The sequence below is a fragment of the Solidesulfovibrio magneticus RS-1 genome (assembly GCF_000010665.1).
Taxonomy (GTDB): Bacteria; Desulfobacterota; Desulfovibrionia; order Desulfovibrionales; family Desulfovibrionaceae; genus Solidesulfovibrio; species Solidesulfovibrio magneticus.
The window spans coordinates 1,651,295-1,672,369 of the sequence record NC_012796.1; the positions used below are offsets into that span (position 1 = coordinate 1,651,295).

The 21,075-nt window shown below is 49.1% G+C and carries 17 protein-coding genes; 15 read left to right on the forward strand and 2 right to left on the reverse strand.

Annotated features, from left to right (window positions below; translation table 11 throughout):
- Window positions 1–629: 629 nt before the first annotated feature.
- The 12 genes from DMR_RS06935 (at window position 630) to DMR_RS06970 (ending at window position 15,176) form a co-directional block, all read left to right on the forward strand.
- Window positions 630–956, forward strand: coding sequence for a type II toxin-antitoxin system RelE/ParE family toxin (locus DMR_RS06935; protein ID WP_043601562.1), 327 nt, complete (start codon window positions 630–632; stop codon window positions 954–956).
- Window position 957: 1 nt separating this feature from the next.
- On the forward strand, window positions 958–1,266 hold the full coding sequence (locus tag DMR_RS06940; RefSeq protein ID WP_043600228.1) for a helix-turn-helix domain-containing protein: 309 nt from the start codon (window positions 958–960) through the stop codon (window positions 1,264–1,266).
- An 88-nt stretch (window positions 1,267–1,354) separates the two neighbouring features.
- On the forward strand, window positions 1,355–3,751 hold the full coding sequence (locus tag DMR_RS23240; RefSeq protein ID WP_081429587.1) for a TOTE conflict system archaeo-eukaryotic primase domain-containing protein: 2,397 nt from the start codon (window positions 1,355–1,357) through the stop codon (window positions 3,749–3,751).
- Window positions 3,752–3,819: 68 nt separating this feature from the next.
- Entirely contained in the window at window positions 3,820–4,140 is a 321-nt protein-coding gene (locus tag DMR_RS24380) for a hypothetical protein (protein WP_158304244.1), read from the forward strand.
- 638 nt (window positions 4,141–4,778) lie between these two features.
- The gene (locus DMR_RS06950) at window positions 4,779–6,185 is read left to right on the forward strand and encodes a DNA primase family protein (RefSeq protein ID WP_158304245.1); all 1,407 of its coding nucleotides are present in this window, start codon (window positions 4,779–4,781) and stop codon (window positions 6,183–6,185) included.
- A gap of 113 nt (window positions 6,186–6,298) precedes the next feature.
- The gene (locus DMR_RS06955) at window positions 6,299–7,030 is read left to right on the forward strand and encodes a hypothetical protein (protein WP_043600232.1); all 732 of its coding nucleotides are present in this window, start codon (window positions 6,299–6,301) and stop codon (window positions 7,028–7,030) included.
- Between the two features lie 60 nt (window positions 7,031–7,090).
- A complete protein-coding gene (locus tag DMR_RS24385) occupies window positions 7,091–8,392 on the forward strand; it encodes a hypothetical protein (RefSeq protein ID WP_015860203.1) in 1,302 nt (433 codons plus the stop codon).
- A 730-nt stretch (window positions 8,393–9,122) separates the two neighbouring features.
- A complete protein-coding gene (locus tag DMR_RS23245; protein WP_015860206.1) occupies window positions 9,123–10,592 on the forward strand; it encodes a hypothetical protein in 1,470 nt (489 codons plus the stop codon).
- Window positions 10,593–12,538: 1,946 nt separating this feature from the next.
- Window positions 12,539–12,916: a hypothetical protein gene (locus DMR_RS06960; protein WP_012750449.1), complete on the forward strand. Its 378-nt coding sequence runs from the start codon at window positions 12,539–12,541 to the stop codon at window positions 12,914–12,916.
- 274 nt (window positions 12,917–13,190) lie between these two features.
- A complete protein-coding gene (locus tag DMR_RS06965; protein ID WP_015860209.1) occupies window positions 13,191–13,748 on the forward strand; it encodes a tyrosine-type recombinase/integrase in 558 nt (185 codons plus the stop codon).
- Between the two features lie 146 nt (window positions 13,749–13,894).
- A complete protein-coding gene (locus DMR_RS23250) occupies window positions 13,895–14,131 on the forward strand; it encodes a helix-turn-helix domain-containing protein (protein ID WP_015860210.1) in 237 nt (78 codons plus the stop codon).
- Between the two features lie 13 nt (window positions 14,132–14,144).
- On the forward strand, window positions 14,145–15,176 hold the full coding sequence (locus DMR_RS06970; RefSeq protein ID WP_232502890.1) for a tyrosine-type recombinase/integrase: 1,032 nt from the start codon (window positions 14,145–14,147) through the stop codon (window positions 15,174–15,176).
- Window positions 15,177–15,720: 544 nt separating this feature from the next.
- Here the strand turns inward: DMR_RS06970 and DMR_RS25030 are convergent.
- Window positions 15,721–15,897, reverse strand: a complete 177-nt coding sequence (locus tag DMR_RS25030; protein ID WP_015860212.1) for a hypothetical protein — start codon at window positions 15,895–15,897, stop codon at window positions 15,721–15,723.
- 296 nt (window positions 15,898–16,193) lie between these two features.
- On the opposite strand from DMR_RS25030, the gene DMR_RS06975 reads away from it, so the two are divergent.
- The 3 genes from DMR_RS06975 to DMR_RS22355 all read left to right on the forward strand — a co-directional run bounded on the left by DMR_RS06975 (window position 16,194) and on the right by DMR_RS22355 (window position 20,073).
- A complete protein-coding gene (locus tag DMR_RS06975) occupies window positions 16,194–17,369 on the forward strand; it encodes an ABC transporter substrate-binding protein (RefSeq protein WP_015860213.1) in 1,176 nt (391 codons plus the stop codon).
- Entirely contained in the window at window positions 17,366–18,475 is a 1,110-nt protein-coding gene (locus DMR_RS06980) for an ABC transporter substrate-binding protein (RefSeq protein ID WP_015860214.1), read from the forward strand. The genes DMR_RS06975 and DMR_RS06980 overlap by 4 nt, the downstream gene beginning before the upstream one ends.
- 65 nt (window positions 18,476–18,540) lie before the next feature.
- Window positions 18,541–20,073 (forward strand): HAMP domain-containing sensor histidine kinase, encoded by a 1,533-nt coding sequence (locus DMR_RS22355; protein ID WP_158304246.1) that lies wholly within the window; start codon window positions 18,541–18,543, stop codon window positions 20,071–20,073.
- Between the two features lie 358 nt (window positions 20,074–20,431).
- On the opposite strand, the gene DMR_RS06990 is transcribed toward DMR_RS22355, so the two are convergent.
- A complete protein-coding gene (locus tag DMR_RS06990) occupies window positions 20,432–21,031 on the reverse strand; it encodes a hypothetical protein (RefSeq protein WP_015860216.1) in 600 nt (199 codons plus the stop codon).
- Between the last annotated feature and the right edge of the window lie 44 nt (window positions 21,032–21,075).

A 21,075-nucleotide genomic window follows, 5' to 3' on the forward strand; every position in this document is an offset into this window, starting at 1 on the left:
GCTTTCTGTAGTTATAGACATAAAGTTACATTTTGAACTTCGGCCCTCTCTAGACCGGAAGCGATTCTCTTATACCCGCGATTCGGAAAAAATGTCCACTCTAAATGGGGGGAGGCCAGTCGTTTGATAGACTGACCAAGGGCGAACCAGTGGAGTCTGTCATCGAGTAGAGACAAAGCTGCCTCGGCCAATGAGGCCCAGCAACGCCCCAAAGCTGATACACTGTCAACTATAAGAAATTAGGGCACGGAACCCCGCTTTGCCGGGTCCGGAAAGTTGAGATTTATGGGGGGTGTTGGCTGGATGATGTGATCCTCGCCCTTTCTCCATGGCGACAAGGTGCGTTTTCAAAGCACGGAAACAGGCTGGCTTTACCCTCGGTGGCTTGGCGCTGCGGACAGGTTGGGACGCATGGGACGTGTTCCCGCACCCTTTTGAGAAAGCTACGATTTTGCCAGGCTGCTAGACACCCGGCCCCTGGCGGTTATCCGGAGGTTAGTCATACAGGGGTGGGGACGGACTTAAAAAAGACTGTCTGGGATTGGGGCACGAGAGTCGGTAGACGGCCACCCAGGTTGGGGGAGCGCCCCCTTGCCAGGTTATAATATAAATATTATATGACGGGTGCCATGAGCGAATGGGACGCGCATTTCATCAATGAGTTGGCAGAGGCCGAGTTTGAGGCCCTCCCTATCGATATCCGGGCGAAACTGACCCGTGCCTTGGATTTGCTGCGGGCAAAGGGGATTACGGTGTTGGCGATGCCCTTGGCTCGGCATGTGGAAGGGAAGGTTTGGGAGCTTCGGGCTACGGGACGAGACGGTATCGGGCGAAGCCTCTATGTGGCTGCGTCGGGGCGGCGTCTCCTGATCCTGCGGTCATTTATCAAGAAAACACAAAAAACTCCGCGCGTGGAAATCGAAATAGCATTGAAGCGGCTTAGTGAGGTCGAGTGATATGGCTACCGTTCCTTTCAGCAGGGTTCGCGAACGAATGATGGCCGACCCTGAGTTTCGGAAAGAATACGGCGCGTTGGGCGAAGAGTTCGCCCTCATCGAGGCGATGATCGAGGCGCGCACGCAGGCGAATATGACCCAGGCGGACGTGGCCAAGGCCATGGGGGTGAGTCAGCCTCGTGTCGCTCGCATCGAATCCGGAAAGAATGTCTCCCTGGAGACGTTGCGGCGTTACGCCAAGGCGACCGGCGGCAGACTCAAGATCGTCATTGAACCGGGCAAAGCGGAACAGCGCCAACTGCGGAAATGATTCAACCGTATTCCCCATGCTTTTTCACAACCCTCCGAGCTCGGGTGGAGCGTTGGCGAGTTGAAAATGCTTTGGCGGTTTGTATGTCATGATCACAAGTGGTAGCGACTCTTCTCACACGTCCGAACTTGAGGAGTTGCGAAAGCTACGAGAGGAAAATGCTCGCCTTAGAGAATTGCTTGCGCGTCACAATATCTCATCGGAAGGATCTTCTGCTACTGAAATTGCGCTATCCCCTGTAGGGCAACGCTCCTTGCCGGTCCCACAAAGTTCTGCAGATAAGATTTCCCTTTTTCGAAAGCTGTTTCGTGGACGAAATGATGTTTATCCACAGCGTTGGGAGTCCGCCAAGGGGAAGTCAGGATATTCTCCAGTCTGTGAAAATGAATGGCGGCGCGGAGTCTGTCAAAAACCTCGGCTGAAATGCGGGGAATGTAGTCATCGTGTGTTGTTGCCCATAACGGATCAAGTGCTCTATGCTCATCTTTCTGGGAAGTGCACCATCGGTGTGTATCCTCTGTTGTCAGATGATACGTGCTATTTTTTAGCCGCTGATTTTGATGATGATTCTTGGCAAGAGGACTCCAAAGCTTTCATGCAATCTTGTCAGGAACTCAATGTCCCTGCTTACCTGGAAATATCTCGATCCGGGAAAGGGGCGCATGTATGGATTTTCTTCCTCGAAGCAGTTTCGGCGCGTGAGGCACGACAACTTGGCGCGGCTTTGATCAGCCATACCTGTGATCGCACACGTCAACTTTCCCTTTCAAGCTACGACCGGTTATTTCCCAATCAAGATATCATGCCCAAAGGCGGATTTGGGAATCTGATCGCGTTGCCATTGCAGAAAGTGCCTCGTAATGCTGGGCGCAGTGTCTTTGTTGATGAGAACCTTATTCCTTTTGTTGATCAGTGGGCTCTTCTTGCCTCCGTTCGTCAGATGTCGGCAGCGGAATTAGAGGCCGCTATTTTACGGGCATGTGGCGGTAGACATCCATTGGATGTCGCGTACACATCTGAGGAAAATGATGTATTGCCATGGCAGAGGCCGAATCGGGAGGTTCGCCAGGTTGCCGGTCCACTTCCTAAATCGTTGGCACTGGTGCTCGCGAACCAGATTTTTATTTCCAAGTCTGATCTGCCGCAGCAACTCGCAAATCGCCTGATACGGTTGGCCGCTTTCCAAAATCCAGAATTTTATAAGGCACAGGCAATGCGCCTTCCTGTGTGGGATAAGCCTCGTGTCATTGGTTGTGCTGAGAATTTTCCACAGCATATTGGTCTTCCAAGGGGGTGCCTTGAGTCGGTGCTCGATCTATTACAGAAAAATGGCATCGAACCTCATTTGCAAGAGGAGCGCATCCAGGGGAGTAAAATATCGGTAAAATTTCTTGGGACGCTGAGAAAAGAGCAGATATTGGCTGTTCGCGCGATGCTTCGGCATGACATTGGCGTTTTGTGCGCTCCAACGGCTTTCGGTAAAACAATTACGGCTGCGGCGTTGATTGCTCGGCGAAAGCTTCGCACCCTCGTTTTGGTTCACCGCACGGAATTGTTGAGGCAGTGGTCTGAACGGTTGACGGGATTTCTTAATATCCCAACGGGGGGGATTGGGCTCATTGGAGGAGGAAAGAAAAAGTTCTCAGGTGAAATTGATATCGCAGTTATGCAATCTCTTGTTCGGCAAGATGGCCTTGGCGAATTGCTCGATAATTATGGCCAGATCATCGTCGACGAGTGTCATCATATTTCTGCTTTTTCATTTGAAAGCATACTTAAGCAAGCAAAGTCAAAATACATTGTCGGGTTGACCGCCACTCCGATCAGACGCGATGGCCAGGATCCGATTATTTTTATGCAGTGTGGGCCAATAAGGTACACCGCCGCTCGATCTGAGAATGCACCTTCACGACTTGAAGTATTTCCACGGTTTCTTGCTGCGCCAGATGTTCAAGAGGGGGTGCCTATTCAAGAAGTTTTTCGGAGATTAGTTAGTGATGGCAAGAGAAATAGATTTATCGTTAAAGATGTTTTGCGTGAATACAAAGAAGGTCGAAAGATTCTTGTTCTCACAGAACGGACAGAGCATTTAGCACTGCTGGCCAGTCTTCTTGAAAATCTTGTTGAAAAATTGTATGTTTTACACGGTAAATTGTCCCGCAAACAGCGAGTGGCTATTTTTTCGGACCTTGAGTCATTAGATGCCTCAACTCCACGAGTAATACTAGCGACTGGCCGTTTGATTGGCGAAGGTTTCGATCATCCACCTCTTGACACGATGATGTTGGCGATGCCGATTTCCTGGAAGGGGACTTTGCAACAATACGCAGGTCGGCTTCACAGGGAGCATGCTGAAAAGCAAGATGTACGCATTTATGATTATATTGAGGACAATTTACCTCAATTATCGCGGATGTGGCGCAAACGACAATCGGGATATCAGGCGATGGGCTATCGATTTCGAGACGATCGTAGCTTAGTTTAGGCGATTTGACACAGGCTGGAAGTCCAGTGGCCTGCATCCTGCTAAATAGGACGGAGCATCCTGACCTGATGTTTTCGAGAATTCAATATTATTTCATCATGTTAGGTGCTTGCTTGACACGCATCCTGTTCCCAAAGGCGCGCCAGCCGTTTGCAATCTTTGAAATCATTAGAGAATTCGTGCCTGCGGATAAGCCCCCTTGGACAAAATCGATCTTCTCCAGGACATTCCCGATTCTCCAAAAGTTATCCAAATCCAGCGGTTATCCAGGTTGGAGAGCTATATTTCAGCGTTATCCGGTAGGAATTGTTGGTCCAGCGGATGAGGGACATGTGGGACGCATTTTTCGTATCATCTCCAGAAAAGGAGCAGGGCAGGGGCAGAGGTGATTGTTTTGGGGACAAGAGGGACTGTATACTTGCCTCTGCCGTAGCGGTGCAGGCGTATGCCTTGCAACCCCCGTTCCCCACGCCTGATCCAATCGGGTGCAGGATTTTATACCGACCATGGGGGCAACGCATGTCGGAAAGATCATATCGGCAGCTCACAACACCCGCCCAGCTTTGGCTCCGTATGTGCGCCCGCCGATGTCTGTCGGTGTCGGCGACCGCCCCTAATGTCACGAATGCCGACACACCATATGCGCACCCGCCAATTGCTGAACCCGTATGCTTGTGGCTCCCATGGTGTCCCGCCGCCAGCTCCGGTGTGTGATCAAGGCCCTGTAGCGGGCTGCTTGGAAAATGATAACTTACCAAAATAACGTTAATTTTTTTCAAACCTGTCCGACCTATAGAAGGGTGACACTCTTCGCTTCCAATATTCCCCGCGCTGTGCGCTAAGCCTTTAGGGAATCATTCAGAGCTCTGCCGAATAATACTGGCAGGGATCCATTAGCTTAATTGATTTATCAATTAAACTTGTGGGTTCCTGCCAGTTTTTTTTCGGGAGCCCATGTAAGCAAAAGGAGCACCCAAGATGAACGATGCTTCTTGCAAGATTTGTTTTGGGTCTCAACAGAAAGGTTATGGAAACAAATCTCGCAAAAATGAATGACGCATCAACAGGACAAGAAAAGACCATTTACTCTTTGGATGACATCGGAAACGCTGTCATGCTCGCCAGTATATTTCAGAACAGAATTCGCTACTGCGAAGATTTGCGATCGTGGTTGGTTTGGGATGGTAAGCACTTGGCGAAAAACGACGTGACGCTTTGGCGTCATGCTCGGTTGATCGTGCGCATTCGCTTTCATCAAGCCAAATCGAAATATAATTTGGTGACGACGAACGGTATCGTGGTGTCGAAGGAAGATGTCTTAAAATGGGCGATAAAGTCTGCTTCTAAGGCCCGCATGCAGGCTATGCTTGACGTCGCATCGATATTGCCCCAGATGGCAACAAAATTGAAGGAGTTGGACAAGGATGAGTATTTGTTCAACTGCCAAAATGGAACGATTGATCTTAGGACGGGCGAGCTTCGGAAGCATAACTTAAGTGATATGCTTACGCACATTTCTGATGTGTCGTATCGTCCTGATGCACCCTGTCCGGAGTGGTTGAAGTTTGTTGAGGATATCACGCTTGGGAACTGGCATCTGCAAGAGTATCTCCAGGAAGTATTGGGATACTGTCTTTGTGGATCTGTGAGTGAGCAGATCATGTTTGTCCTTGTGGGAAAAGGCGCAAACGGTAAGTCGACCTTCTTGAACGCTTTTATCAACGTTTTGGGGACATACGCGAAAACGACGCCTGCTCATACGTTTGTAAAGTCGGAAAGCCGTGCACTCCGCAATGACTTGGCACGACTCGTGGGCGCTCGTTTCGTTTCGGCCGTAGAGATCAACTCCGGCAAAAAGCTTGATGAGGCTCTCGTCAAGGGGCTTTCTGGCGGAGACCGCGTAGCCGCTCGGTTTATCGGGAAAGAGTTCTTCGAGTACACCCCACAGGCCAAGTTCTTCTTGGCTGTGAACGTGTTCCCTGAAGTAAGTGGTGCAGACGATGGAATCTATCGACGACTGCGCGTCATTCCCTTTGATGCAGCATTCGCACCCCACCAGATGGACAAAGACAAGCCGGCTAAACTGAAAAAGGAAGCCGAGGGCATTCTGGCGTGGGCTGTCGAAGGCTTCAAACGCTGGTATGAACGCAAAAGTTTACTCGAGCCCGAAGTGGTCACGGAAGCATCTATGGCTTTTCGTGAGCAAATGGATGCAGTTAGATCGTTTATCGACGACTATTGCATATTAGATCCCGGGGCGAGTGTCCAGGTGGGCAGTCTGTACGATGCTTACATCGAGTGGGCAAAGCAAAACGCTCTGGAGCCTATGTCGAAGAAGCAGTTTGGAACCCATGTTGGCCAAAAAGGTTTTACACAGGGGAAGTCTGGTAAGACTAGGTCGTGGAAAGGATTGAAATTTATAGTGATGCCCTAAATGGTGTCAGAGTCTGCTCGGAAAAAAAATTAACATATGATGTCTAGTTCAAGGCATCGTTAAAAACAAGACAACCGGGGTTAATTCCCCGGTTGTCACTTTTGGAGCTTTTTATGTCTAAAACACTTCTTATGTTTGGTGCTATGGGTGAGAATCAAGAGCTTGTAGCTGATTTAAATCCTGCATACGCTAAAGAGTTTTGGAGGATTATTCATTTGATTTCGAAAACGTTTAACGTTCGGAGTTTTGACATTTGTGGATCGAAGCTCGTCCAATCGGTTGGGCATGGCGCAATTATTGACCTTGATATTAAAAGCATTGTTGGCTTAAATTTTGATATGAAATTTTCTGCCGACCAGAAAAAGCTTCGCACACTCAAAACTACGACCGGCAACTTTGATCAAATTATTATACATGATAAATCAAAAATGAGCTATTGCATTACGGATAATATCAATCTTGATTGGTTAGGTTGCGTAAATGAATCGAGCGAAAAATGGTTGCCTGAGATTTCGCAAATGAATGTCATGGGGCATCCGATTATACTCAACGATGCCAAAAATCTTAAAACAAGATTTTTGAAGTGTAAGGAGGTTGATTTGTTGTTGTATGACAACCAGCTTGAACAGGTGACTGATAGCGAGCAGATTGTCAATCTTTCTGGATTAGCTTTGACTATGATGAGGGGCAAGAATCCGGAAATAATACTTTCGTCGAAGTATTTCTTGAAGATTGCAGACGATAGCAATGTCGAATTGACTGTGGCTAAAGAAAATGAGTCTTATTGGTTGATTACGCGTTTTAGTCTCGGGTTGGCAAGAGGAACTCTTTACGAATTGGTGTAATTTTTAACAATCAGCGCAAAGGGGCGTCATTGACGTCCCTTTGCGTTTTTGAGGTTGATAATGCGTTATATTTATGTAGTGGACTCGGCGGCGGATGATGAACTCGGAAAAGTGATTTCAAAAATTAGTCCAGAATGTCTGTATTCGCTTATTGGTGGATTGAAGCAAAAGCAATTCGGAATTGATACTCTTTGTAAAGAAGTGTCCAGAATAAATAAATTTCGTTCTAGGATTGTTATTCCATCAAAAGGCGTGCAGTATATGGATTCTGGCGGTTATTCTATAATTCAGGGTCAAGTGTCTCCTGGTTCAGTCAGGCGGTTTATTAAATGTTATAATGCTTATGTTGAAAATGAAATAGACAACTATGAGCGTGTGTTTAGTCTTGATATACCGTTTAGCAAAAAATATAGTGCAATTAACACTGTAGATGCAATTTATGAGTTGAATCGGGAGTCTCTCAGCGACTTGCGTGAGTTGATGGTCAAGTATCCTGATCTTAGAGATAAAGTGTATTTTGTTTGGCACTTTAAAATGAATTCGCAGTATGGGATTTGGAAGAAATTGTATGATGAACTCGATTTAAAAAGTTACATCAAAAATAGAGCGATCGGTGGAATGGTTGGAATGCGAGAAGTGACAAAAAAAAGTTTTAGTCCATTTACCCCCATGGCGTATAAGTGTCTCATTGATTTTGTGCAAAATAATGAGACAGAAAAGGAATTCAGTCTTCATTTCTTGGGAATGCATATTAATTACGACAGATTTCAAATAGCCCTCCTTGAAAAGCTGTTTCAAAATTATTTGGGTGATTATGTGTCGGTTAATATGACCTATGATTCAATTAGTTATGCGCAAACAGCTCGTATGGGAAATAGTGGGCCAATATATTTGGATAGTAATGATGCTAACCTGTGGTTCGGGAATGTTAAAGATGTTCCAGAAAGAATTTTGCAGAGCGTTTATGGAGATATAACGCCACAGATTCTGGAAGAGATAAGGTTGAGAAGTTGTAAGCAAAAGCTTGTAAATTGCAATTCTTTTGCGCCATTGTTTATAAGTAGCAATATTAATGAAGACAGGGTGTTTGAACGCATAATCGACAAGTATGAAATTGCAAAAATAATTGTTACGTCAAGTTCTTCGTCTGTCGTTGCTTGTAAACTGCGATCTATCTTGAGCGAAATTGAAGAAAGCTATAAAAGTATGTTTAATCGTGAATTTTTGAAATCGATTGCAGAAAACATTGAAGCGACGATTGTTTTTGATCGGTGGTTTCGATGTTCTAGAGATTTGATTCAACTTGACGAGCTCATCAAGAGTTTTAATTCTTGGCATGGATTCGCAGATTTGCTGAAGTGATTGATTAAATTTGGCACGTGCCGATTGATTGTGATTCAACAATTTACAATCAGGAAGGGCTTTGGCCCTTCCTGATTTATAGGTGTGTTGCAATCCTCGGTTTGCAAGTCATTGAGCGTCACCGCACGGACCGGGCAAAGGGTGTCATCCTCGATCGCATCATCCAGGCCGCCGATACAGTCTGAAGACTTTAACCCTGCACCGAGTTGGCTATTAGGATCAGGAAACAGGAAAGCGCTTTCAGTTCCTCCTCTGCTCCAACCACATGACGCTGCCGACCCGTTCTGGCCTACCAAAAAATTTATGTCAAAGATCGGCATCAATCTGCACTATCTGGCTCGGCTGGTGCAACGGAATCTGTTTAAGCAATGTGTGAGATTCTTGACTCCATTGACCATCGATAAAAACATCAAACAAATGTTTTTTACACGGATACATCTGTTAACTTTGCGAAACAGTAATGAACAAGAAATAAGAAATGATAATAAAAAAATCAAGAATTTAAACGTTCTAGAAATATTTTTTTATTTCACATGACCTTCGAAATGACCACTGCAAAAGGAGAAATCCAATGCCAAAGTAGAACACTAAAAGAAGCACCTCGAGAACTATAGAACTACCACGCACATCAAAACTACTTGACAGAAAAAATACTCCTACACACTTACTCAACATACAACAAAATGCGCGAGGTAAATTTGCACTCAAACGAAACCCAAAAAGGATAATTATGGCCACGAAAAATACGTCAAAGCAGACTTCGGCAGAAAATCTTGTCTCGATTATCCAGACTGTAAGTATGTTCAAATCCAAAACAGGAATTATATTCGCCTTGCCCAGCGGAAAACCAGCCATTTACCCTGTAGAAGTCGAATCACAAGAATTCACAACCTGGGTCAATAACACATACTTCAAGAAGTACCACAAGTTCCCTCCCGGATACGAACTCGCCCCAGCAATTAAATACGTCGTATCGGAGACGCCTTTTATACAAGGCACAAATGAAGTCCATCTCCGTTTCGGACACAACAAGGGGACAGTCTACATCGATTTAGCAAACGAGAACAACGAAGTCGTTGCGATTTCGGATACTGGCTGGGACATCACAGCTAGCGCACCTGTTTACTTCAAAAAAGTCTCAACACAACTCGCTATCCCGACACCTGAAAAATATGGCGACTATTTGAAACTGGGAGAATTCATCAATATCGACGACGACAGCAAGATGGTCCTTCTGAGCACTCTGTGTTCATTGGCCCACGGAAACTACGTTAGACCATTACTTGGTTTAATCGGACCAGAAGGCAGTGGAAAAACTTCTGCAGCAAGATTCATTAGAACTATGCTTGATCCAAACACGCCACTTGAAACCAGCGTACATACTACTCGAGACCTGATGCTGACTCTTAACAATAATGCCATTCCACTCTTAGACAACATTACGAAGTTTACACAAGCAGAAACAGACTCCCTTTGCAAGGCAACCACAGGAACTGGATCACAAGAAAGAAAATATTACACCAACCACGATCTCTTGTCTTTATACTTCCAGCGCACGACGATCTATACCGCCTTGAAATCTCCAACACAAGCGCCAGACTTCTTGGATAGAGCTCTGGAGTTCGATTTCAATCGTATACCTCACAGCCAGATGAAGTCCGACTCGGACTTACCCGCCGAGTTCGAGAAGCAGCTCCCCAACATTTTAGGCGGGTTCTACACTACAATATCTGAAGCAATGAAGCTCTTGCCAACAATAAACCTTCCGAAACATGCTCGATGGTGCGACGCGTTTAAGTTAAGCGCCGCAGCAGCAGAAGTTATTGGATACGGAGCAAATAACTACGCAGAAACATGTCTCGCCATGATCAACGCAAGAAAACAGAAATTCAGTAAGATTGCCAAGAACAATGATTCCGTAGACATGATCAAATCTATTTTACGCGAGAATAACAAGTTTACAGGGACAACTTCGAAACTTTGGCAAAAGTTGACATCGTTGACAAACGCTTACGAGGTTCCTCCAAAATGGCTTCAGTCTCCTATCGCATTAGGAAAACACCTTGGCACCATTAAAGCCGATCTTGAAGATTCCGGAATCTACTACGATAAAAAAGTCTGCAAAGAAAGGGTCTATTGTAAGCCTGGAACTTATACAAGCGTCTCCAGTAGAAGTTTCAGACGATCTTCCGGAGATTAACTACGACAATTTGTTCGGAGAGTCTGATCCAGCGAACACAACCATCGACTTTAAGTCTGAAACAACAATGGACGACGACGATCAGGATGAGTTCCATGGACTTGGCATCAACACTTCAGAATCAGAGGAAGTAGTCCCCTATCAAGGAGGTTACAAAAGCGTTTTTTCAGACTAATGGTTCTCACTTCAGACTTTTCAGAAAGGATAGATGATTGCTATCAGTGTACGTGAAGCATCTTCTTAAATTATCCTTATCTGAAAACAACTAGTCTCCTCATTTAAGCCCGGGGCAAGGGGTGGTAGCAACACCTTTTGCCCCATTTGTTTGAAGTACAATCACCAGCAAAGTTGTTTCAATAGGAAAACTACCATTCATCATGAAGTAAAATAGCCAGGACTTGTATGTTTAAAAAGCAGAAAAGGGTTTACGGGGTGGAAGGTGGAGGGTGGAAGGTGTAAAAGTACTGTTTTTATATGTATTATGTAACACAATAATATATTTATATATTTTAAAATTATAAACTATATTAGATAGTTATAAAAATTATAACCTATTGAAATAATATAATAATAATTTACATTATAAAAATTTTCATTCTACACCTTGCACCTTCCACCTTGCACCCGCGTTCCCTTTACGACTTCCATTTTTTACCAAAACTTGTCTATGGCAATGAGTTAATTTCAATCTACAATCTTTAAATACATCCCGCTTGCAAATACCAAGCAGCTTTTAGACATCTTTTCGATTGTCCAAATACAAGTTACTACTTTTACAACCGTAAGTTTACAACATAGCTTTCCAATTTACTCAAACGAATATTATTTGCTCAATTTTAATAGAGAAATTACCAATATATATTTTTGAACTTCAAAACTTGATATCAAGCAAAATAATGATAACCATATTTTTCAGGATTAAAGACATGCATCAGTTCAAGATAATAATTTTCAGACATTGCAGACACAATTGTCATGGGAGCCTTGCTAGGTCTTCGTTCTAGCGTTCAATTCGAACCATATATACTATATGAGGTCAAAAAATAAATTGTCTCGGGATTTACTTCAAACATCGTTCTCATCGAATGCTTTTGAACTCGAGATTATCTAGCTGGCATATCGTAAGATAGCCAGTGGAGGAGATGAGACCTTAAACCAGCCGGTAATGCTTACTTGAGTATGAAACCAAGGTGGCGCATATGGCGAACGAGATTCATGGCAAATCGAAGTTCTATTTACAACCACCATATGTATGCGATTAGGTGTCGGATGGTTTTGTTCTAGATTTGACTAAACCAAGGGAAGTCCATTTGCAATCGTTCAACCGTAAGGTTAGTGAGAAAACCGAAGTTGCCAATGGATGGCTGCGCATCTGTAAGGGATGCAGAGAGATGTTGATCCATAAACTTACTGAAAATATTGTCTTGATGAAAATGCTTGAATTCATTCCAACGAACAATTTGCGCGAAAATTACAACAACTTTTTGTCAAGCCATGACTATACTTCAGAAATATATCCCAACTATATCAACATCTCTCGGAAAGCCTGATGCGGGAAAACCGCCCGTCAGGAATTCATGGACGCTTAGAACGGCGACGTTCTTCTCGATCCAAGAAGAACACTTTGACCAGTGAGCATTAATTGCTTGCTGGCGGAAGTGTTCTATCTGCAATAACTACCACGAAGGCCTAGGAACTCTAGGCCTTCTTTTTCACGCAATAATTTTGAAGACCATGGACAATTCAATGGTATAAAAAACATACCGCCATAAAATCTCATTTACTGCGTTTTTCCCAGATTTCTACAGTCAGTTCCCACTCCACGGCGAAAACCCCGGAAATCGCCGTATAGGGCCAATGCCAGTTTTTGCCCGGCGAAAAGTCGATTTTCCGCTCATATTGTCGATTCCAATAGAGAAATATACCAATAAACAAAGGAGATTTTCATGTCAAAGAAAGCTGGTCAGGCAACAAACGACGGAGAAGGACCTTCTGAAAAGAAGAAGGTCGAACCCAAATACAATCCTTCCATTCTGCGCGAATGCATCCAAAACAACATGGATGCCATCAGCATCATGGAAAAGCTCGGCATTACCCATCGACAAACTTTGAAGCACTGCGTGCTGAAGTTGATGAGTGACGACAAGACCTACTATGAGGTCAAAGGATTGTATCTCAAGAACTCAAGTCGCCCCCGGGTGAACAAAAAGATGGAGCTTAAAATCCATCTGAAAAATCTTGATCTTCGAGAACTTGCCGTGGCTGAAGGAGACGAGTTCACTGTCATGGTCGAAAATGAAATGATCATATTGACCAAAGTTTGACTACTACAATCTCCATCGATGAAAGCCACACCTCAGGGTGTGGCTTTTTATTTATGCGAACATCCTTTCTCTCAAACTTCGCTATATTATAGAGAAATTATCCATATAGCCAATGTACGTTTCTACATAAAAACGTACTTTCCCCGGCAAAAACCTGATTCGGCGTTAAAATTTAACCCGTTACAGGCTGCTTGGGAGCCCTAGTCCTGGGCGCTGGCTTTTTAGAAGTCCGACTTCACCCACCTAAACTGCAATAATTGCATTGGAGCAAAAGATGAAGGTCGAACCCATTACTGAACCCAAGTCCATTAAGAGCATCAAGAAAATCCTTTCTGACAACCATCGAGACAAATTACTGTTCATCATGGGCATAAACACTGGACTTCGCGTGCAGGACTTACTTGCGCTTAAAAAGAAGGACGTCAAAGACGTCCAAGTTGGAGAGCGAGTAATCTTGCGCGAAAAGAAGACCGGCAAGGAAAACGTCTTCATCATGAACAAGGAGATCAAGATTGCTCTTGACGAGCATCTAACAACAGCAAAGCTAGAGGACAACCACTACTTATTCAAAAGTAGAAAAGGTTCGAACTATCCGCTTTCGACATATGCCGTCACCAAGTACGTCAAAGCATGGGCTGAAGCTGTGAATCTCAAAGGAAACTACGGTGCCCATACCTTGCGCAAAACTTGGTGCTACCACCAGCGCAAGACTTTCGGTGTCTCCTGGGAAGTTTTGGCGAAGCGGCTGAACCATTCCAGCCCGTCGATTACGCGCCGGTACCTCGGTATCCAGGAGGAGGAGGTGGAGGAGATACTTCTCCATACAATCTAATTAATACAGGGGCCTAGAAAGCCCCTGTATTGATGCATCACTGTAGCGTACGAGGCTAAACAACGTCTCAACATGTAATGATGATGACTCTGGTATTAATCAGTTAATATTAAATTATGCGTTCTTAGCTGGAGGGTCAGTCATGGATGGAGGAAATGGTTAGCTGTCTTGGACCATTCTACGATTTAAAAGATGCTGCAAAATATTGTGGATATAGCGTTTCATATTTCTCAAAAATTGTCAGAAAGAAAAGTATTAAACGATATGGACCGGCTCAATCGCGGTTTGCTCGTGCTGATTTAGATCAATTAATGGCCAATCCAGAAAGTTTCTCATCTATTCTCGAAATTAAACCGAGAACTCCAATCGAACTTGAGGTTTAAGATGTCCGTTCACATGCGAAAGAACAACGGCACCTACTACGTCGCCTATCGGAACGCCGAGGGCAAGCAGACGACCAAGACCTTCGGCAAAGGCCGGGAAGGACGCAGGGCTGCCCAGAAATTTGACAAGCAGGTCAAGGACCACGGTTCCGTGCAGCCGCGCACCCCAGAGGCCATCTCCGAAGAGGTGGCCGTCACCGGCAAGCTTTATCTCGACCAGCTGGCCCAGATGTACATTAACTCCCGGAAGGTCGAGGGGACGTCGATCCGCACCCTGAACGAGATCAAATCGTTCTTGAAGCGGCACCTCATCCCCGTCTTCGCACAGCGCCCAGTCGAGGAGATCAAGTACGATGAAATCGTTAAAATTGTGGCCAAGGCCTACGAGAATCGATCGCCGGTGACTCGAGGGCGGTATCTGTCCTATTTGAAGACGGTTTTCAAATTCGGAGTGGAGCACGACCTTATCGAGAAGAACCCGCTGCGCCAGTGGCATAAGCCCAGGGAGAAGCCCCGGGATACGAAGCTCACGGTCGATGATCTCCAGCAGATCAAGGCCGCAGCCGAACCCCATTTGGCCTGGGCCATCGAGGTCGCCTGGAACCTTGGGGTGCGGACCGGGCCATCGGAACTGCTTGCCCTGACCTGGGACGACATCAGCTGGGCCGAGAAGACCATCAACGTGTTCGCGACCAAGACCAACACGAGGCGGACCGTCCCGCTCTCCGACGAGTTTCTGGCGCGCCTCCAGGAGAAGAAGGCCACGGCGCAGTGCGAACGAATCGTGGAGTATCACGGACGGCCGGTGAAGCAGATCAGCCGGGCCATGAGGACGGCATGCCGGCGGGCCGGGATCACCTATCCCGTAGTGCTGTACGACGTCCGGCACCTCTTCGCCACGACCCTCCTGAACGAGGGAGGGGACCTCTCGGCGGTGAGCAAGCTTATGGGCCACTCTTCGATTCAGATGACCGCCAACAACTATTACCACCTGCTCGGCGACGAGAAGCGCCGAACCATAGCTCGGTTACCTCGGCTGGAATAGTCGGGCCAGCGATTCGATTGTTTATTGGGCATCCCAGAAGGGGTGCCCTTTTTTTTGCGCAGGGTGCCTACGTTGGGCGTTCCACTGGATTGTCCCATGTGGGACAGCCCGCAGCCTGCCCGTTTGTGGGCCGCATCCTGCCCGAATGTTATCTAAAATTCCCTCGTTATCCTGTATGGTTGGCCGAGAGGTTATCCAACCCGGTTATCCAAAAGATAAAGGGGACAGGCCGAACACGGCCTATCCCCTTGAAATCTATTGGTCGGGGCGAGGTGATTTGAACACCCGGCATCCTGCTCCCAAAGGAGCAAAGACGAGACATTTATATTGAAATAATTGGATATTTTTCAGGGGTGGATAACATTTTCTGGCTAAAACGACCCATGCCCGGCCCCTGGCGGTTATCCAGAGGTTAGCCACACGGGAGGTTGTCCAGGGGCGGTTTACCCTGAGGCAAAACTGATACAGCCAGGCCCGGACCTCGGCAATCGGATCATGAACGGCTGCCTCCCGGGTGGAGGTGGGCCGCTTTATCTTTGCCGGGTCAATGCCATTTCGTCTTGTCGAAGACGCCGCGCCGGGTAAGCTCGCCTTCCTTGTAGCCGTCGAAGTCGAAGCGGCCGGGCACACTGCCGGCGTCATGGCGCTTGTTCCTCAAGACGAAGGCTGCCACCATGGCAAGAACGCCCATGGCAAGGGCTGCGGCGATGATCCATTCCATAGGAGTGGCTGGTAGCAGGTGGGGACCGGCTTGTCATCCTGTTGGGGTATGAGAACCCGGACCGGCGGGGGCAGTCGCGAAGGGGTCATGAGAGAGGGTGGGGAAGAGACTTGCGAAGATTTTTTGCCAAGAGCCCTCAAAACGTAGCTTCCCGTATGGAACCCAGTCCCGTACGGAGCCCTTGCGCGAACGCCAAAAAACTGTAATCAGAAATACTCATGATATAGCCTGATGGTCAGGGAAAAGACGGAGCGCATCCCTTGCCCGGCTTCAACCCTTAAACCGGAAGGCACAGGATGCATCGCAGCGCACTGCTCGGGATCGGCCTGTTCCTCGCCATGGTCATGCTTCTGATCCCGGTCCTCGCCGGCCCAGCAAAGAGCGGCTCCACGGCCGTTCACCTGGCGGTCATCGCGGCCACTAGCGGTATGGCCTCGGTGCACAACCAGGCCTCCCTTAGGGGCCTGTATTTGGCTGCGGCCAAGATCAACTCCCGCGGGGGCTGCCTCGGGAGCCCCCTTGAACTGACGGTTCTGGATAACCAAAGTACGTCCCTGGGCTCCAGGAGAGCCGCTCAGGAAGCCGTGCGTCTGGGGGTCGCCGCAGTGCTCGGGCCGATCTGGAGCTCCCATTCCCTGGCCGCCGCCCCGGTCCTCCAGGCGGCCGGCATCCCCATGATCACGCCTCTGTCCACCAACACTCGGGTAACCCAGGTCGGGGACCACATCTTCCGGACCTGCTTTACGGACGATTTTCAGGGCCGGGTTATGGCCCGATTCGCCCGTGAACGACTAAACGCGGCCACCTGCGCGGTCCTGGCCAGCGCCGACGAGGACTACAGCCAAGGCTTGGCCAAGGTGTTTGCCGAGGAGTTCATGGCCGCCGGAGGCAAGGTGGTCTATACAGCCGATTACCGAGCCAAGTCCCTGGACTTCACCCCCCAGCTAGCCCAGGTTCAAAGGCTCGACCCGAACGTAATCTTCGTGCCCGGCTATGGCCTGGATGTAGGCCTGATCATACGTCAAGCCCGGTCCTTAGGCATCAATACTGTCTTCCTGGGCGGGGACGCATGGTCGGATTTATACGACCACGACATACAGGGCCTGGAAGGCAACTACTACTCGACGTTTTGGCACCCGGATTTGCCTGTCTCGGGCAACGCGTCCGTGCGCCAGGATTTCCTTGAGGCCTCCGGGTCGCATCTGCGGGACTCCATGGATACGGCCATGGCTTACGATGCTCTGCTGCTTGTGGTCGAAGCCATTGAGCGGGCCGGTTCTACCCAACCCGCTCTAATACGCCAGGCCCTGGCCGACACCAGCAGCTTCGTGGGCGTCACTGGCTCCATCGCCTTCGACGCGTCCCGCAACCCCGTGGGCCGGGGCGCAGTCATTCTCAAAACCGGTGAACAACGGCCGAGTTTCGAAACCGTCTTTGACCTCCAATCTGGAATTTCTCCAAGGCAACCATGATGCGCGTTTTTCTCACGATTGTCTCGCTCTTGGCTCTGCTCTGGGCCGGGCCAGGATACGCCGAGTCGTTCAAGGTGGCGGCCATTTTCGCCAAAACCGGACAGGCCGCGAGCCAAAACGCAGACAACCTGCGCGGCGTGCGGTTGGCGGCAGCTGAAATCAATGCCCGGGGCGGAATCCTGGGCGAGCCCTTGGAGATCTTTGAACTGGACAACCGCAGCACACCCATCGGTGCCAAGGTGGCCGCCGAGGAGGCCGCCCGGATAGGGGTGCGAGCTATTGTCGGCTGTTCCTGGAGCAGCCATTCCCTGGCCGCCGCCCAGGTGGCCCAGCGTCACGGCATACCCATGATCTCTGACATCTCTACCAGCCCGGCACTGACCCAGGTTGGCGATTACATCTTCCGCGTCTGCTACACCGACGCCTTCCAGGGCAAGGTCATGGCCCGGTTCGCCAGGGAGGACCTGCGCGCCGGGACCGCCGTGGTGCTGGTGGACATCGACGACGACTACAGCCTGGACTTGGCCAAGGAATTTTCTCGGGAATTCACGTTACGGGGTGGTATTATGGCCCCGGACATACACTATAAGCATGGGCAGCCCAGCTACCGGGAGGTGGTACAGGCTGCCAAGGCCGCCAAGGCCCAGGTCTGCTTCATCCCCGGACACGACGAATCCGGCACCATCGCCGCCCAGATCGTTCGTGAAGGCGCTACCTGCATCCTGCTAGGTGGCGACGGCTGGGACTCACCAGCCTTTTACGCTAAGGGCGGCTCTGAACTCGATGACGGCTACTACTGCACCCACTGGCATCCCCGGAGCGCCACACCCGCCTCCCTAGATTTAATGGTCCGGCAAGGAGAAGCCGAATTGGTCGCGCCAGTGGTTTTGGCTTACGATGCTCTTATGCTCTTGGCCGACGCCGCAGCCAGGGCGGGCACCCCGGACCGTGCCGCCATCCGCGACGCCCTGGCCAACACCAGGAACTATCCGGGAGTGACCGGTGCCATCAGCTTTCTCGCCAATGGCGATCCCGCCAAGAGTGCGGTGATCATGCGCATCCGGAAAGGAAAACAGGCATATTACAGGAACGAAGACCCCAACTGAGCGCGCCACCACCCATGGACAACCTGACCCGCCGAATATTCCTCCCCCTCTTGTTGACCGGCATCATGGTCATTGTTGTTTATGGGATCATCTTAACCAGCTATGAACAGAAACGTCGTGCAGACAATCTGGAGCAGATACGCTTCCAGCTTCTGACACTGTATGAGCTGCGACGCGAGGACATCGGAAACGAGATATTCGGCGGCAAGCGCTTGGCTCTGGCCGACACCCTACAAAAGATGCGCTTCGTCCATGACATCGTGACGGTCACTGCCTTCAACCCGGAGGGCAAGGCCCTGGAGGATACCAGCGGCGAGGCCGCTGACTTGACTCGAGCCGAGCTCGACCAGCTCGACCAGGTGCCGCAGTTTGTCGAGACCGACTACCGGGACCTTCGGGTGGCCGTCCTGACCACCATGGTGGAGGTCATCGGCGAACGGGTGGGCTACGTCAGGATCCGCTTCGACCTCAGCAAGCTGCAGCGGGAAGCCCAGAGCTCCTACAATTTCTTCCTGGCCCTATTGCTCACCCTTTTCGTCATCATGAGCCTGACCCTGCACGTTATCATCAAGCGCATGGTCATACGCCCGGTGACCCGCCTACGGGACGCCATGACCCGGGTTCGCGACGGCCGCCTGGAAATCTCCTTGGACATTGAGACCAAAGATATCATTGGCGAACTGGCCGCCTCGTTCAACGAGATGACCGCCGCACTCAAGAAGGCTCGGGAGGACCGCAGCGAGGCCATCGTCCGTCTGGAGGATAGCCTTGTTGCCTTGTCGCGCAAGGCCGAAGAGCTCGCCGAGGCCAATCACCGGCTCATGGAACTCGACAAGCTCAAAAGCGATTTCATCTCGTCGGTTTCCCACGAGTTGCGCACCCCCATGACCTCAGTGCTCGGGTTCGCCAAGCTCATCCACCGCGATTTCGCCAAGCTTGAGCGTTCAGACCGGACCGGCCCAAAAGCTCATGCCCTGGCCCGGCGAATTGACGGCAACATCGCCATCATCATTGAGGAGGGTGACCGCCTTACCTCACTGATCAACGACGTTTTGGACTTAGCCAAGATCGAATCCGGCAGCATCCAATGGCGCGACCGGGAGGTGGATGTGGTAAAACTTGGGCACCGGGCGCTTCGGGCCGTTGAGGGCGTGCTCGACAAAGCCCCCCGGACGCGTTTGATCAGCAGCCTGCCGGATCACATGCCCAAGACCATCATCGACCCCGAACGCCTGCTCCAGGTGCTCATTAACCTCCTGTCCAATGCCATCAAATTCACCCCCCAGGGGACGGTGGAGTTGAAAGCCCGATGCACGGGCAACGTCCTGCGCCTAACAGTCGCGGACCAAGGCATCGGCATCCCGCCCCAGGAATTGGAACGCATCTTCGATAACTTCCATCAGGTCCGCCGGGATGACTCCCCGGAGCATAAGCCCCATGGAGTGGGCCTGGGTCTGGCTATCTGTCGCCGCATCGTGGACCACTACCACGGCCGCATTTGGGCTGAGTCCGACGGCGAGCACGGCAGCACTTTCCACGTGGAACTGGCCGTGGCAGACACGACCGCCACTGATAATGTCATACTACGAAATAAGTAGCCCCCGCAGTCTCTGTCTGGCTGTAGGGGCTTTCTGTTATGCCGCCGAGGTGCATCCTGCTACACAGGAAGCTGCATCCTGACCTGATATTTTCAGGCATTCGCCATTATTACATGATGTTAAGCCCTTGCGTTTGACGCATCCTGCTCCCAAAGGAGCAAAGACGAGGTTTTTACATTGAAATAATTGGATAAATTTTCAGGGTGGATAACATTTTTCGGCTAAAACGACCCATGCCCGGCCCCTGGCGGTTATCCAGAGGTTAGCCACCCGGGAGGTTATCCAGGGGCGGTTTCTCCTGTCTTTTCATCGGAAAACCGTCGGATTTTGCCTGGGCGTTTGCCCGCCTGCACCCGGACTATTCCTCGAACTCTGCATCATCCCAGGCCATTTCAATCTTTTCTCGAAGGTATTCTGACGCAGATTCTTTAAAGTTCACTACAAATTTTTTAGCATTTTCTTTGTCGATATTTTCTGTATTCAAGATGATCTCGAAATACTCATCAAATAACAGCAATATTTCATCTATGCACCCTTTGAAATCTTCGTCTTGAGAGACAATCCAAGAATCACCCGTCAGGTGCTCCTTCAGGATATATCCATTTTCCGCGTTGTCTTGAAATTCGAAGCCGAAATCAAAGCACATTTCTTCGGCCAGGCGGTCGTAGTCGATGGATTTAAAATCCAAAGACTCTTCTACGGATTCGACAACTGATGTGCTGTTGTCTTTAGGGTCGTATTGATATTTGTCAATTCTCGTCGCGAAGGCTGCCATTGGCAATCCTCGCGTATAGGTTGCCCCCAGGGCGCTGCGATGGCGTTCCATTTTAAAGTATAAGCACCCGTCTTCTTCGTACTCGGCATAGGCGCGTTGCGCATATTTTGCTTGAGTAAGCCCGTTCGGCTCATCTTTTCCATAGAAGGCTAGGTAGGCAAGGAAATTGTCTTTTACAGACATAAATGACACCCCGTAGGCGAACGACTTTCACCTGAACGGTCATA